This window comes from Spirosoma pulveris, from assembly GCF_054781875.1.
This window is the reverse complement of record NZ_BAAGTO010000006.1, coordinates 132,290-148,132: the sequence shown is the minus strand read 5'-3', so window position 1 is coordinate 148,132 and position 15,843 is coordinate 132,290. Positions and strand designations below refer to the sequence as shown.

At 52.7% G+C, this 15,843-nt stretch carries 9 protein-coding genes; 8 read left to right on the top strand and 1 reads right to left on the bottom strand.

Features of this window, described 5'->3' with window-relative positions; genetic code table 11:
- Positions 1 to 35 precede the first annotated feature (35 nt).
- The 7 genes from ACYVJM_RS20325 to ACYVJM_RS20295 all read left to right on the top strand — a co-directional run bounded on the left by ACYVJM_RS20325 (position 36) and on the right by ACYVJM_RS20295 (position 9,853).
- Positions 36 to 1,421: a M20/M25/M40 family metallo-hydrolase gene (locus tag ACYVJM_RS20325; RefSeq protein WP_461150066.1), complete on the top strand. Its 1,386-nt coding sequence runs from the start codon at positions 36 to 38 to the stop codon at positions 1,419 to 1,421.
- A 161-nt stretch (positions 1,422 to 1,582) separates the two neighbouring features.
- The gene (locus ACYVJM_RS20320; RefSeq protein ID WP_461150065.1) at positions 1,583 to 2,851 is read left to right on the top strand and encodes an aminotransferase class V-fold PLP-dependent enzyme; all 1,269 of its coding nucleotides are present in this window, start codon (positions 1,583 to 1,585) and stop codon (positions 2,849 to 2,851) included.
- Between the two features lie 131 nt (positions 2,852 to 2,982).
- Entirely contained in the window at positions 2,983 to 4,974 is a 1,992-nt protein-coding gene (locus tag ACYVJM_RS20315) for a S9 family peptidase (protein ID WP_461150064.1), read from the top strand.
- A gap of 121 nt (positions 4,975 to 5,095) precedes the next feature.
- Complete coding sequence (locus tag ACYVJM_RS20310; RefSeq protein ID WP_461150063.1) at positions 5,096 to 5,551, top strand: hypothetical protein; 456 nt, start codon at positions 5,096 to 5,098, stop codon at positions 5,549 to 5,551.
- Between the two features lie 348 nt (positions 5,552 to 5,899).
- Positions 5,900 to 7,072, top strand: coding sequence for a pyridoxal phosphate-dependent aminotransferase (locus ACYVJM_RS20305; protein WP_461150062.1), 1,173 nt, complete (start codon positions 5,900 to 5,902; stop codon positions 7,070 to 7,072).
- A 96-nt stretch (positions 7,073 to 7,168) separates the two neighbouring features.
- On the top strand, positions 7,169 to 8,743 hold the full coding sequence (locus tag ACYVJM_RS20300) for a flavin monoamine oxidase family protein (RefSeq protein ID WP_461150061.1): 1,575 nt from the start codon (positions 7,169 to 7,171) through the stop codon (positions 8,741 to 8,743).
- A gap of 102 nt (positions 8,744 to 8,845) precedes the next feature.
- The gene (locus tag ACYVJM_RS20295; protein ID WP_461150060.1) at positions 8,846 to 9,853 is read left to right on the top strand and encodes a Hint domain-containing protein; all 1,008 of its coding nucleotides are present in this window, start codon (positions 8,846 to 8,848) and stop codon (positions 9,851 to 9,853) included.
- A gap of 663 nt (positions 9,854 to 10,516) precedes the next feature.
- Here ACYVJM_RS20295 and ACYVJM_RS20290 read toward each other — a convergent pair.
- Positions 10,517 to 14,830: a hybrid sensor histidine kinase/response regulator transcription factor gene (locus ACYVJM_RS20290; RefSeq protein ID WP_461150059.1), complete on the bottom strand. Its 4,314-nt coding sequence runs from the start codon at positions 14,828 to 14,830 to the stop codon at positions 10,517 to 10,519.
- Between the two features lie 400 nt (positions 14,831 to 15,230).
- Here ACYVJM_RS20290 and ACYVJM_RS20285 point away from each other — a divergent pair.
- A partial coding sequence (locus ACYVJM_RS20285) for a hypothetical protein (RefSeq protein WP_461150058.1) occupies positions 15,231 to 15,843 on the top strand: 613 nt, incomplete at its 3' end.

Here is a 15,843-nt window from a genome sequence, read left to right as displayed (position 1 = left end):
TTTTTAGTAGTTTCGCTGATTCAATCAGCAAACTCATGCAAACAGGTACATCGCGTCTCCTTTTTATCGCTTTCCTTCTTTTTTCACCCTTACTCAACGCACAAACCATTGTTAACCGCGACCCCCAAATCGCAGATCTCATTAGCCAGATTTCGGCCGATAGCCTGCGGGCTCATATCAATGGCCTCGTTAGTTTTGGTACCCGCCATACGCTGAGCGTTCCAACCGATGCTAACGCCCCCGTCGCGAAGAAAGGCCTTGGTGCCGCCCGCCAGTGGATTCTTGGCAAATTCAACCAGTACGCCAAACAGTCGGGTGGGCGCATGACCGCTACCCTCGACACCTGGACACTCCAGCCCGACGGTCGGCGCGTGGACAAGCCCGCCAACATGGGCAACGTGATGGCCACCCTGAAAGGTACCGACCCCACCGACACCCGCGTTTTCATTGTGCAGGGCCACATGGACAGCCGCGTCACGAACGTGATGAACCGCGAATCGGACGCGCCGGGTGCCAACGACGATGGCTCAGGCACGGCCGCCGTCATTGAACTGTGCCGGGTCATGAGCAAATCATCCTTTCCGGCCACAGTCATTTTCGTCACGCTGACGGGTGAAGAGCAGGGCTTATTAGGTGCGGAACACTTGTCGGAGCGAGCCATCAAGGAGAAATGGAACCTCGAAGCGGTGCTCAATAACGACATTATGGGCAGCAACAACAGCAGCGACACCCGCATCATCGACAACACTCGCATCCGGGTATTCAGCGAAGGGTTACCGGGCAATCTAATGAAAGACACGACCGGACGTATCGGACAAATCCGGCAGTTTGGCAATGAAAACGATGGTAAAGCCCGCACCCTGGCCCGTTACCTGAAAGAAGTCGGAGAGCGGTACGTCGAAAATCTGGAGGTCGTCATGGTGTACCGCAATGACCGGTACCTGCGCGGGGGCGACCATACGCCCTACGTACAGCGTGGTTTTGCCGCCGTTCGTCTGACCGAGATGAACGAGAACTACGAACATCAGCACCAGGATCTACGCACCGAAAACGGCATTGAATACGGCGACTACCCCAAGTTCATGGATTTCGAATACCTCCGCAAAAACACCGCGATCAACCTGGCTACACTCGCCAACCTGGCGAAGGCCCCGGCGGTCCCCCAGAAAGTAACGGTCGATGTTCGGAACCTCACTAACGCAACGGTACTATACTGGCAGGCACCACAGACAGGCAAAGTGAAGGGGTATTATGTATTGATGCGGGAAACCTACTGGCCATTCTGGCAGAAGAAATTCTTCACGACCAAACTCGGCATGACCCTCCCCTATTCAAAGGACAACTATTATTTTGCCGTGCAGGCCGTCAGCGAAGATGGCAACGAAAGCCTACCCGTTTTGCCGGTTCCGAATTTGCGATAGAGGTGATAAAGACGAGCGTTAGGCTTCTCAAAACCTAACGCTCGTCTTTATCGAGATCTTGAGAATCGAAACACCCTTGTCTGTCAGGTTTGAGAACCTGACACCACGCAGACGGTCTCTTTCTTGTCGTACATCAAACGCTTAATCTACGTCAAATCCCCATGTCCAACCTCTCCAAACGTCAATTCCTGAAATCCCTTGCCGGAACAGCCGCCTTATCGACTTGGGCAGGTCTGGATGAAACGCTGGCGAAGGTGGCGCATGTACCCTCGGCAACACTAGCCCAAACCGAAGACTTCTGGACCGACATTCGGGCGGCTTACCCCGTTACGAAGGACTTTATACAGCTCGAAAACGGGTATTACTCGCTGGCGGCACAGCCCGTGATGGACAGTTACCTGAAACACATTCAGCGGATCAACTCGGTGTCGTCTTACTACATGCGGACGCGCCAGTTCGATGATAAACGGGAATCCCAAACGCAGCTGGCCCGATTGCTGGGCTGTTCCCCCGACGAACTGATCATCACCCGAAACACCACCGAATCGCTGGATACGGTCATTGGCGGACTGAGCTGGAAAGCGGGCGACGAAACCATCATGGCGCAGCAGGATTATGGGGCCATGCAGGATATGTTCAAGCTTCAGGCCCGGCGGCACGGGATTGTGAACCGAACGCTTTCGTTACCCAACCACCCCAAATCCGATGCGGAGATCGTAAGTCTGTACGAGAGGGCGATTACGCCCAAAACCCGGCTCTTGATGGTGTGCCATATGGTGAACATCACCGGGCAGATTTTGCCGATCCGTCAGATTACCGAGATGGCGCATAAACACGGGGTTGAGGTGCTGGTGGATGGCGCCCACGCCTTTGCTCAGCTGAACTTCAAACTGGCCGATCTCGGTGGCTGCGATTACTACGCGAGTAGCCTGCACAAATGGCTCGGCACACCACTGGGAGCCGGCATGCTCTATGTTCGCAAGGATAAGATTGCCGGTATCTGGCCCATGTTTGCTGATAGCAGCGTTCCCGATACCGACATCCGGAAACTCAACCATACCGGAACGCACCCCGTTGCTACCGATCTGGCTATTCAGGACGCCATCAAATTTCACGAAAGTATTGGCATCGAACGCAAGGAAGCCCGACTTCGCTACCTGCAACGCTACTGGACAGATCAGGTACGGCACAACCCGAAGATTATCCTGAACACGCCCGAAGCACCCGCCCGCTCCTGCGCCATCGCCAACGTAGGGGTAGCCGGGAAAACACCCGCCGAGCTGGCAAAAGTACTGCTCGACAAGTACAAGATATTCACCGTCGCCATCGACTCGCCCCCGGTGCAGGGTGTGCGCGTCACTCCCCATGTATACACTACCACCGCCGAACTCGACGCTTTTGTGAAGGCGCTACAGGAGTTGGCGGGGTAACGTACCCACGGGCCGGGCCGCGTTCGGCTTTAGCCCCTGATTTATCCACTACGATAAACTACTAATACGATCAAAACAAGGACTAAAGCCGAACGCGGCCCGGTCCAGGAATACATTTAATCAATTACCCTATGAACCGCTCGATCCTCTTTTCTCTTTTTGCCCTCTCATCGCTTGTGAGTATGGCCCAGACGCCGGTAAAAAAACGGCCAATCAACTCAAAGGATATTTACCGACTACAAACGCTGAGCGATCCGCAGGTATCACCCGATGGTAAATGGATTGCATATGGCCTATCAACAGTCGATACGACCAAAGACAAACGTAGCTCCGATGTCTGGATGGTGAGTTACGACGGGAAGGAGTCCATTCAGGTAACCAACAGCCCCGATCCCGAATCGAGGGCGCGGTTCAGCCCCGATGGCAAATACCTGTCGTTCATCTCCTCGCGGCAGGGGGCTACCAAAGGGCAGATCTGGCTGATGGACCGCCGGGGTGGCGAAGCCAAAAAACTCACTGATCTGAAAACCGATCTGGAAGAATACGTCTGGTCGCCGGATGGAAAAAAGATCGCGATGGTCCTTCGCGACCCCGATTATGCCGATTCGGCCAAGACCAAAGTCCGCAAACCCTACGTACTGGACCGCTACCACTTCAAGGCCGATGTGAAAGGGTATCTCGAAAAAGGGTCTTCACACCTCTATGTATTTGATATAGCAACCAAAAAACTGGATACGCTCACAACGGGCGACTATGACGAATCCTCGCCGGTCTGGTCGCCGGATGGTTCGCAGCTGGCGTTTGTGAGTAACCGCACCGAAGACCCCGACCGGAATCAGAACACCGACATTTACATCATCGACGCCAAAAAGGGGGCCAAAATGAAACAGCTGACCTCCTGGCCGGGCTCCGACAACAACCCCGAATGGAGTCCCGACGGCAAACGCATTGCCTACACGCGCTCTACGGCATCGGGCAATTTCCTGATGTATGATCAGCCCGTTCTGGCCGTTATCAGCCGTGATGGGGGCGAGCCTACACTTCTCTCGAAAGCAATGGACCGCCCCATTCGTAACCCGCGCTGGGCCAAAGATGGGCAAACGATTGGCGTACTGGTACAGGACGACCGGCAGGCCTACGTAGGTCAGTATACGCTGGACGGGAAATTCACTAAGCTCATTAGCGGTAACCGGGCTTTTGGCGAGTTAGAGCCCGTAGCCGCTGGCACTTGGGTCACGCTCATGAGCGAGCCACAACTACCCGGTGAACTATACGCCATCGAGAACGGCGCAACACGCCGGCTTACGCATACACACGATGCATTTATGGCCCCGCTCGAACTGGCAACCGTAGAAGGATTTACATCGAAAAGTAAAGATGGGGCGCAGGTATCCAACCTATTGTTCAAACCCGCCAATGCACCCGTTGGTAAGAAATTACCCACCATCTTCTTCATTCACGGCGGACCCGTATCACAGGACGAATTCTCGTTCGACATAACCCGGCAACTGCTGGCGGCCGGGGGCTATGCGGTGGTAGCGGTCAACTACCGGGGCAGTAATGGGCGGGGACTTGATTACACCAAAGCCATTTACGCTGACTGGGGCAACAAAGAAGTGCTGGATATTCTGGGAGCAACGGATTACGTCGTTGAAAAAGGCATTGCCGACCCCGACCGACTAGGCATTGGCGGATGGAGTTACGGCGGTATCCTAACCAATTACACCATCGCCACCGACACCCGATTTAAGGCCGCTGCCAGCGGAGCCGGTAGCTCCCTGCAACTATCCATGTACGGCATCGACCAATATACAAATCAGTACGAAACGGAACTGGGTGCTCCGTGGAAGAACACGGATAAATGGTTGAAATTATCCTACCCGTTCCTGAAAGCGGACCGTATCAAAACCCCAACGTTATTTATGGCGGGCGAGAAAGACTTCAACGTACCGACGGCGGGCAGTGAGCAAATGTTTCAGGCACTCCGGTCGCTGGGCATACCAACCCAGTTAATTATCTATCCGGGCCAGTTCCACGGCATCTCCGTTCCCAGCTATCAGAAAGATCGGATTGACCGGTATCTGCAATGGTTCGATAAATACCTGAAGCCAAAAACAATGTAAGTGTTCATTGCATCAATAAGTGTGTTTTTAGCGTATTTACGGTAGTGCTCTATTATTATTTTTTGTAGCTTACCATCACTTGTCCCTGTTTCGTTTTGACTTTACTGAAAATCAATTGTTTATGAAGCATTATGTATATGTGTTCTGCCTGGTCGTCTCGTTCGTAGGGCTGACATCCTGTAATAAAAACAGTGATCCGGCACCACCACCGGCCGTTGTAGGGCGCTGGGAATTGAACCGAGGTTTACTGAGTGGCTTTCCAGCCACCGCTAACATCAACGGAGCAGCCCTCGACTTATATTATTTCGAATCGTTTGGGTCGACTATCGATGTTTATTCAGACAATACCTTCAATGAAAACTATAAAAGTGTAACGGTTGATGATGCGGGTGGTACCTGGGACTTTACCAACAACACACTTACGCTGAAGTACGACGCTGGTAGTCAGGAAACATATACCTATTCTAAAACCAAGAATATTGAAGAGCTTGCCGCATCAGTTCCTGTTAGCTATACCCTCCCGGTATCGTCGACGGCCACGGCTGTTGGTAAAGTTCAGTTGATTTACCGGAAATAAGACGCCCGGTACACCTGATTAGTCTTTTTAGAAAAGGACAGTGTATCAAAACACTGTCCTTTTTTATGTGCCATCTGAGTTCAACAGGATCTCGTTAATACATGATCTACCAATGATAGCCTAACAAATGAAATTTGATCAAATGGGCATCTTTAATTCTATTAAAGTCTTTATCAATCCCTGATAATTTTGAAATAAGCAGAATAGCCAAAATTTTTTAAAAGGTATTCTTACGAAAAAAACTCTTTTATTGACATTAATTCGTACTTTCACAAAACCCTATCTACTAATGAGTTAGATTTTGTTTTACTTTTATTTTATCCCTGATAAGTACAAAAACACACAAATATGTCATCACAACTATCTCGTCGGGACTGGCTTCGCGCCAGCGGCCTTCTCACTGCTGGCCTTGGTTTGAGCCGGTTTACACCAGCTGCCGCCGGTAGTCCTAATGCCCCTTTAGCTTCCGGATTTACGAATGAGTTTGCCTTTACGGACGACCCATTTGAGAAGATGTCCAAACTGAAGGTTCGCCTGCTTGCCAACGAAAACCCACTGGGTATCGCTCAAAGTGCGAAAGATGCCATCATGAAAGCAGCCGAAATTGGCAACCGCTATGCCTGGATGGAGTTTGGCCCAATGAAGAAGTTGATCAGTGACAATGAAGGGGTAAAACCTCAGAACATTCTGATGTCGCCGGGGTCATCGGATATCCTGCTCGCTGCCGCCGAACACTTCGCAAAGGGGGGAGGCACCATTCTTACCTGCCGCCCTACCTACGACGACCTGCTGGATAAAACCACCAAATTCGGCGCCACTATCAAGCCCATCCCTTTAACGAAAGATTATAAGTTTGATCTGCCCGCGCTAAAGGCCGCCCTCACGCCCGACGTGAAGCTGGTGTACATTGTGAACCCCAACAACCCGACGGGCACCATCCTGTCGCCGGCCGAACTCGAAGCGTTCTGTCGGGAAGTGGCTCCCAAAGTCCCCGTCTTCCTCGACGAAGCCTACATTGACTTTTTGTCGCCTACAGACCGGCCCATGCTCGGCAAGCTGGTGGCCGAAGGGCTGAATATTATCCAGGCACGTACTTTCTCAAAAATCCATGGCTTTGCCGGTTTGCGTTTAGGTTATGCTATGGCTCAGCCTGAAATGTTGAAAACACTGCACCAGTACATCGGTGCCGAAGGTAATGTCAGCATAACGACCCTGATGGCCGGTATCGCCAGTTACAAAGACGTAGCCTGGCAGGACCATTGCCGGACCGAAAACGCAAAAGCACGCGATTATACGACCAAAGCCCTGACGAACATGGGATATGAGGTCATTCCGTCGTACACCAATTTTATCCTGTTCCCAATTCGCATGAAAACGGGGGCTTTCAGCAATCAGATGTTTGCGCAGGGCATCGGCATCCAGACACGCGACTTCAACGGGCAGCCCTATTGCCGGGTCAGCGTGGGTACCATGGACGAAATGGCCATGTTCATTGATGGATTCAAAAAGGTAGTTGGCTAAAAAAGGAGGTAGGAGCGAGGAGCGAGAAGTCAGGAGTTTTGCCAAAGCAGGTTCTTATTCTCGCTCCCGACTCCTCGCTCCTATTACTGAAAAGGAATGACACGAAGAGACTTTATTAATTCAACAAGTGCCAGTTACGCCAGCCTCCTGGCTTGGGGAATGTTGCATCCCGCACCGGCATCGGCCCTCGACTTACCCGCCAACGGGAAGACGAGTGACGGCAAAGGTCGGAAAGTCATTATTTTAGGGGCCGGCCTGGCCGGTATGACCACCGCTTATGAACTCGGTAAACTGGGCTACGACTGTACCGTTCTGGAAGCCCGATCTCGCTCCGGTGGACGCGTCTGGACCGTTCGCGGGGGTACCAAAGAAACCGAATTGGCGGGCGGAACGCCACAAACCTGTTCGTTCGAAAACGGTCTTTATTTTAACGGCGGAGCCGCCCGCATTCCGCACCACCACCAGATTACGCTGCAATACTGCCGCGAACTGGGCGTACCCCTCGAAATCTTCAATGGGGCTAACGAATCGGCCTACCTCTACAATGAGGGCGGTACCGGCGATCTAGCCAACCGGCGTATGCGCATTAGTGACTATCACTTCGATATGCGCGGTTACACAGCCGAACTACTGGCCAAAGCCCTCGACCAATCGTCGCTGGATCAGCAACTCACCAAAGAAGACGTTGAAAAGCTAATTGATTTTCTCAAGAATGAAGGTGACCTGAACACTGCCCATCTTTATAAAGGCACTAACCGCCGGGGTTACAAAGCAAAGAGCGATCCCGGTGCAGGCCACACACCCGGCACCCTAACCGACCCTTACGGCCTGACAGATTTACTTCGCTCGGGATTTATGCAGCCCGTTTTCTATAACGTGGGAGACTATGCCTACGAACAGCAGTCGACGCTCTTGCAGCCCGTTGGCGGTATGGATGCAATTCCCAGAGCACTCGAAAAAAAGCTGGCCGGTAAAATCTTTTTCAATGCGCCGGTCAGTGAGCTTCGGAAGACCGAAAACGGCGTTCGGGTGGTGTACCAGAAAGACGGTAAGCCTGTCGAGATTACCGGCGAGTTTTGCGTCTGCACGCTGCCCTTGCCTATGCTTAAAAACCTCGAATCCGACCTCTCAGGGACGGTAAAACGAGCGGCCGACTTTATTCCCTACATGAAAACCGGCAAGATCGGGCTTCAGTTTAAGCGTCGTTTTTGGGAAGAGGATGACGGTATCTATGGCGGCATTTCCCGAACCAACATGGACATAAACCAGATCTGGTACCCATCGTTTGGCTTACAAGGCAAAAAGGGCGTGTTAATTGGCTACTATAATTTTTACAGCCGAGCCGAAGCCATTGGCGCTTTACCGGTTGCCGAGCGCGAGAAAATCGCGCTGGCCCAGGGGGGTAAAATTCACCCGCAGTACCCATCCGAATTTGAAAATTCCTTCTCGCTGGCTTGGCATCGACTGCCGTACAGCGGTGGCGGCTGGGCTACCTACGATGATGCCACCCGTAAAAAATATTACGCAACTTTACTCGAACCGGATGGTAACATCTATTTCGCGGGAGAACACACAACCTACCTGACTGCCTGGATGGCGGGTGCGTTCACATCGGCCCGACGAACGGTCGAAGCACTCCATGCCCGAGTTGGTGAATACACAAAGAAATAATAAGTTTTACGTTTGTCATGCTGACGAAGGAAGCATCTTCATCAATATTATAAATGTGTCCTGTCCGAAGATGCTTCCTTCGTCAGCATGACAGAAAATACTATGAAAAACAACCTGCTCTCTATTGTGATCTTTCTGTGTTGCGCCCTGGCAACACAGCTACTCAGCCAGCGTGTTTCGGCACAAACAGCAACGGCCAGTGCCAGCATGACCGCTGAGCAATTAAAAGCAATCAAAGCCATTAAAGTGGCTAACCTCGACAAAGACACCTATTTCAAATCGGGCGGCTTTATTCTGGATCGCTACGAAGAGCGCCCGGCCTATGTGTTCACATACAGCGACGGGGTAACGCGCAAAATTTATCTGTACAAGGTATTCACCGTGGAAGACACCAAGGAACTTGGTTTACTAGCCATTTACCAGAATACCAAAACCAACGAGGTGAAGCCGTTCGTGATCCCCGGTGCTACGGGCGACCGGAAAGCGTGGGATGCCTACATCGATGACCTCAAATATGTTGGGGAGAAAGAACCCGGCCTGATGTCAACACTGACGTTCGTACTGTCGCGCGAGATGGCGAATCTGCTGTCAGGTGGCGCGGGCAAGACGGAAGAGGGTGGCAAGAAAAAAGAAGAGTATAACTTCTGCTTTGCTGCCGATGCGCCGGTTACACTGGCCGATGGTTCATCCAAAGCCATCAGCGACGTAAAAACGGGCGATATAGTACTCGGGTATAATGCTAAAACGAAAACCCTGACCCCAACCCGCGTTACGAACGTGACCGTTCACAAAAACGCCGAATTCAACCTGGCTGGCGTGTGGCTGGCTTCAGCAGACGAACTAACCGCCGGTACTCGTAATACCCTTGTGGCCCCTATGTTACTGGAAGCAACGGGTAACCATCCCGTCCTGACCGCAACCGGTCGCAAGGCTTTGGGCGACGTACAGGCCGGAGAGGTACTGTACCGCTATGAAGCAACAACTAACAGCGTTGTTGGCTATAAAGTCGTTCGGACAGAAGCCACCATCCGGTCGGTGAAGGCCGTCTACAACCTGGCGACCGAGTCGGGTGCTTACCTGATCGGCGAAACGGTGGTGCTGGATAAGTAGTCCCTGCAAAGCGAATTTCCCTCAAACAAAATGCCCTCTGAATCATTCAGAGGGCATTTTGTTTGAGTAGCTATTTTACCAAATTATGGTAACGACCGTCAGTTACTTTACGATGGTTTGATTGATTTTCACGTTTTTGAGCGTTATCCCGTTCACTGCTTTTTTATTAATAGCCGCGTTTTTACTATCGACGATAATATCTTCGAACTTAAAATTGAATAGACGGTCATGTTCGGATATGGCAACGTCGAAGCCCCACTCTGCTGAGCGGCCGCATCGATAGCTTTCTGAATCGCGCCGGTCTGCACGAGGGTACTGTCTGCCAGTGCACCGAAATCTATAATTACATAGGATTTCCCAAGTTCGGCAAGACTCACTTTGCGAATCGTCGTAAACCAGTTACCAACGGACTACCATACGGAAACGCCCTTTACCCCCGTTTTGGGCGAAAAACTGGGTATACAGCATCCCAATACACATCAGGGCGACCACTAGTTTTCTCGTATTATTTTAGACGCAACGAGACCAAAAAGCGGTTTAGACTGGGATTGTACGCGCAGACGGTGAATTTTGGCTACTCACACTCAATTGCCTCCGCGCCAGGCCCGGTCCTGTAAGCTCTGGCTGTCATTGGCAACGGGTTGACTCCATCAGGATGACAGCCTACAGGGCGGTTTCCTGTTCATATCGCTTGCCGGGTTCATGGCCAAACCGGTCGCGGTAGAGCCGGGAGAAATACGAGGCTTTTTGATAACCTACCTGTAGGGCAATCGTTTTAATCATGGCTTCGGGGTGCAGTTCGAACAGTTCATGCGCGACCTGTAGCCTGATTTCCTGAATAAGCTGATTGGGCGATAAGCCCGTCAGAGTTTTAGTACGACGGTACAGTTGCCGCTCGCTCACGTTGGCAATTTCGGACAGCGACTTAATAGTTAACTGACTATTAATCAAATTTTTACGAATAATAAACTGAACAAACTGAAGCCAGTCAGCATCGTTCATCGTTGCCAGCGCGATCACCTCACCGGCACCCTCGGCCTGTTGCCAGACGCGTTGCTCGTCGAAGCGATCCAGTAGATTTTGCACACGGGTCAGCAATTCTGATTCACTGAAAGGCTTTGTCAGGTAGTCGGCTACGCCCAGCTGAAGGGCCTGTAATCGAACCTCCAGATCGGCCCGTGCCGTAAGCAGAATAACCGGAATTGAGCGGAGCAGAGCATTCGACCGGAGTTCACTGACGAGCGCCAACCCATCCACTTCGGGCATCATAATATCGGATATAATCAACTGGGGTAGCTGATTCTGCGGACACAAGCTTAATATACTAAGGGCCTCCCGGCCGTTTTGTACCGTGCTGACCCGGTAATACGGACGTAGCAGTGTTTGTACGTAAAGAATAATATCGGGATTGTCGTCGATCAGCAAAATAGAGGGCTGGCTGACGCCCGGAATTTCGTCAGCGATACCGGGCGGGTTGATAAACAATGGGTTATCACTACCAAGGTTAGTACCAAGCGTGGGGGAGCAGTCCGGCGACAGGACAGCCGCTGTTGTGGTTGAGTGCTGAACAAGGCCCTGTTCAAATGGCCGTATCGGATAGGCGATCCTGAACGTACAGCCTTTGCCAATCTCACTGCTCACTGTGATGGTGCCGCCCCAGAGTGCACAATATTCCTGACAAAGGGCCAGCCCGATTCCCGTTCCTCCGCGCAGGGGTTTGTCGGGTTGGTTGGATTGAAAGTACCGCTCAAAAATATGAGGCAGGTCGTCGGGGTGAATACCCAGGCCCGTGTCGATAACGTCGATTAGGGCATGACCATCCGTACGGGTTAAGCGAACAATGATACTGTCGCCCAACGACGTATAGTGTATGGCATTAGCAACTACGTTGCGTAAAACAGTCTCGAATTTTTCCGTATCTAACGGGAGCGTCAGAGGGGTATCGAGACCCGTCACCCAAAGGTCAACCCCGTTAAACTGGGCTTGTGGTCTGAACGTATCCACCAGTTGCCGGATCGTTTGGGTAAGTTCGGCAGGTTGCTCATTAAGGCCAAACTGCCCACTGTCGAACCGGGTCATGTTAAGCAGGTCCGTTACCAGTCCCAGCATCTGCTGGGTATTGCGTTCCATAGCCTGTAGCAGTTGAAGGGTGCCGACGTCAGAAATCCGTTTGGCCAAATACTGGATAGGTCCCAGAATCAGAGTCAGCGGAGTACGAAACTCGTGGGATACGTTGGCAAAAAACCGGGTTTTAAGGGTGGCATTGGCCCGCAAATCGGCCGCCTGCTGTTCGATTATAGACTTATCGCGCTCAATTTGGGCCGTTCGTCGGGCCACTTCTTCTTCCAGCTTTGCCCGTTCAAGCACAAATCGCTGGTTTCGGCGGTTAATTTCAACCAGAAAAAGGCTCAACACCAGCAGTAACATCAGCAAGACGAACCAGGTTTGCAGGTAAAACGGTTTCGCAATGCGGATGGGAATACTAAGCACCGGCGATACCCAGTCGCCGTTTATGGTCTGAGCCCTTACCTTCAGTGTATAACTGCCAGCGGGCAGGCCGTTCATGCGCAGGTCCATCTGGGGTTGTATATCCCATTTGTCCTGCCAGCCGACAATGCGATACCACAGCCGGGTTTTGTTCAGAAATCGGTAATCGAGCACAGAAAACGACAGCGAAATTAGTCGATCGTTGGCGGTAAGCTCAATCTCACCCTGTTTTTGATAGTCCGCCAGGTAGTCGACCGTTTGACCGGTATTGACGTTTAACTTATGGTACCCCGTAATCAGCATGGGGGCCTGGGCTGGTTTCTCGAACTGAATCTGATCGGGGTAGAAGGCCGTAATGCCATTCAGTCCCCCAAAAAACAATTGCCCATCAGCGGTGCGGCAAAAGCTGGTTCGGTTAAATTCCTCGTCGGCAATCCCGTTTCGGACATGAAAAATTCGTACCTGATGCGTTTGTCGGTGAAACGCCATGAGGCCATAATTGCTGGGGAGCCAGAGCCGGTGCGCGTGGTCTTCATAAATGGCATACAGCGTATTGTCCGACAGGCCATCTTTCTGGGTGAATTGCTGATACTGACCCGTACGGCGATTCCAGCGAACCAGCCCGCCCCCCCGCGTGGCCAGCCAGTACACCCCCGCCTGTTCAGGATCGGGATGCACAAACATGATATGGTCGAAGGGTAAGGTGTTGTTGTGGGTGCTGTAGCGGGCCGTAATGCCCCGCAGGCTGTCGAGCAGATACAGTCCCGATGAGGCCGCCACCCAAATCTGTGACGACCGGTTCGCCGATGCGGGTGATGCGGCATACCGACCGCCCCCCTCCCTGTCATCAGGAAAGAAGCCATTGATGCGGTTTTGGGCCAGTTCGCTAAACCCATTGTACCCGTCAAAGGCCCGAACCTGTTTCTGGCGCTCATCGAATACCGAAATCCCATGCTCGTGACCGATCCAGACCCGATGCCTGCCATCGTGCCAGAGAGCACTGCCAAAATTGTCGGTCCAATTGCGGACGAAGGGATAAACACGAAACCGGTTGGTGGCACCGTCGCGGTGAATCAGGTAGGTTTCGGCCGCCCAGATATCGCCCCGGCTCGTGCCTATGGCCGGGTAAAGGCCTTTTAGATACTGTTGGACTGAGTCGGTGGGGGAGGCTAACGGCTCGCTCCGCCCCGTTTCTAACTGGAGCCATTGGCTGGTGGTAGTATTGACCCACATCCGGTTGCCCTGCGGCACCATGCCCCGAATCGAAAAACGGGCCGCATCCGATTTCGGATCGGCCTGATATAAATACCGCTTAAACCGGTCGGCTTCTACCGTGATCAGCACTACGCCATCTTCGGTACCAAACCAGACCGCACCCGTCCGGTCGATAAAGGCAGGCCAGAAAAGCTGCATACTGTTGGTGAACAGGTCGGTTTTGCGCAGGTCGAAGATGACGCCGTGGGTGGGATGCCAGGCAAAACAGGTTCGTTTACCGCTGATCCAGAACAGCTTTCGGATCGGGTCGTACCGCGCCTGGGCTCCATTCAGCAAAGTAGGGTCGTTGTCGGCAAAGGGGCTGGCCGCAAACGGAATCGGTAACGGACTGAGAGTGCCATCGGGGGCCAGCCGAAACAGAAACTGATCGAGTAGATGGGCCGACAGGCGGGGCAGCGCAGGGGCTCCTGCGGGGGGCGGGCTGGCCTGCAAATAAACGGTCCCATCAGGTTCGCACCAGATGGGCTTGAGCCGATGGGGCAGCACTCGCCGACGGATGGTTTGCCCTCTCGCATCTACTTCGAGCAACAGGCTGCGTTGCGGGGTTTGGGGTGTCGCCATCGACAGCATCAGGTTGCCCTGCGGGGTTTCGAGCTGCCCCAGCAACTTGACTGGTTTGCCGGATTCAGCATACCGCCCAATCGACACAAAACGACCCTTTTTCGTACAGTGAATGAGTTGGCCGCCCAGAGTAAGCAGGAACTGAAACGACTGACCGTTTTTTTCGACGAAGGCCGTAATGGGGTCGTTGCGAAACAGCGAGGCTTGTTTAAAGGCAACCTCCACCGGCAGCGGGGTAGTTTTGCCAGGCGGCAAAATCAGGAGTTTATCATATTCCGTGTTGAGGTAGCCCGTTAGCCACAAATTACCAACCGGATCGGTCAGGATGTGGTTTACCATCGGCACATACCGCTTGTTTTGGGGGGTGTTGGCCTTCGTGGGGAGGGCATGAAACCGTTGCCCATCGAACCGATACGCATTGTCGAGGGTACCAATCCAGACAAAGCCTTTTTTGTCCTGCCCAACGGTAAACACATACCGGTTGGGTAATCCCTGTTCAACGGTGAGGTGGCGTGAACTGAACAGGAACGGCGATTTGGGAACCGGAGCCTGACCACAAACAACAATACCGGACCCAGCCCCCACCAGCCAGCTAAGTAGCAGACTGACTTTCAGGCAACGGCTGAGGGCGTTGCAAAAGCACTGGTAACGCATATCAAGTTACGATAAAAGTAGTCGCTCTGGTAGCTTCTATCCACCCAACTAAGAGCCGGCAGAAAACGGAATAAGCAGTTTGAGCGCTAACATGTAGCTAAAATAGCAGTCAAAGCCGACAAAAATGCGGTTTGGCAGGATTGGGGATACGATTGGCAGAATTGGGGATGTGGTTTGCCGATTGAGGGATACGATTGGCAGGATTAGGACCGGAAAATTAGGGTGCTTTGCGGGTATAAATTCAATAACCCAATTACAGATGCATACAATCTACTCCCGTTTCTTTCCGGGCCAGTTGATCCCCGCTGGCTCTCGTCGTTTATCTGGCCTATTGCTGTGGCTTTTGGCACCTTTGCCTAAGCCTGGTTCATCGTTTTCTCCTACTCATTTTTCACGTATTATGACGCATCAATACATCAGCCGCATTCTCCGGGCGTTTTATGTGCTTGTCTGTTGGCTAGTCCTGGCCCCAGCCACTCAAGCTCAACCCGGCACCATCTGGACCAGCCGGACGTCAGCCGCCGATAATCAATGGACCTCTGTCACCTACGGCAATGGCCTGTTTGTGGCCGTGGCAGCCAATGCCAGTGGTAACCCGGTGATGACCTCGCCCGATGGTATCACCTGGACGGCCCGCACAGCAGCCGCCGATAATGAATGGACATCCATCACCTATGGCAATGGCCTCTTTGTCGCTGTATCAGTCGATGGCACCGGCAACCGGGTGATGACCAGCCCCGATGGCATCACCTGGACGGCCCGCACATCAGCCGCCGATAATACCTGGTACTCCGTCACTTATGGCAATGGCGTATTTGTCGCTGTATCAGTCGATGGCACCGGCAACCGGGTCATGACCAGTCCCGATGGCATTACCTGGACGTCCCGCACAGCAGCCACCGATAATCAATGGACATCCATCACCTACGGTAATGGCCTCTTTGTCGCTGTATCAGTCGATGGCACCGGCAACCGGGTGATGACCAGCCCCGATGGCATCACCTGGACGGCCC

Coding starts and splice junctions, on each gene's coding strand:
- ACYVJM_RS20325 (WP_461150066.1), top strand. CDS start 36: ATGCAAACAGGTACATCGCGTCTCCTTTTTATCGCTTTCCTTCTTTTT.
- ACYVJM_RS20320 (WP_461150065.1), top strand. CDS start 1,583: ATGTCCAACCTCTCCAAACGTCAATTCCTGAAATCCCTTGCCGGAACA.
- ACYVJM_RS20315 (WP_461150064.1), top strand. CDS start 2,983: ATGAACCGCTCGATCCTCTTTTCTCTTTTTGCCCTCTCATCGCTTGTG.
- ACYVJM_RS20310 (WP_461150063.1), top strand. CDS start 5,096: ATGAAGCATTATGTATATGTGTTCTGCCTGGTCGTCTCGTTCGTAGGG.
- ACYVJM_RS20305 (WP_461150062.1), top strand. CDS start 5,900: ATGTCATCACAACTATCTCGTCGGGACTGGCTTCGCGCCAGCGGCCTT.
- ACYVJM_RS20300 (WP_461150061.1), top strand. CDS start 7,169: ATGACACGAAGAGACTTTATTAATTCAACAAGTGCCAGTTACGCCAGC.
- ACYVJM_RS20295 (WP_461150060.1), top strand. CDS start 8,846: ATGAAAAACAACCTGCTCTCTATTGTGATCTTTCTGTGTTGCGCCCTG.
- ACYVJM_RS20290 (WP_461150059.1), bottom strand. CDS start 14,830: ATGCGTTACCAGTGCTTTTGCAACGCCCTCAGCCGTTGCCTGAAAGTC.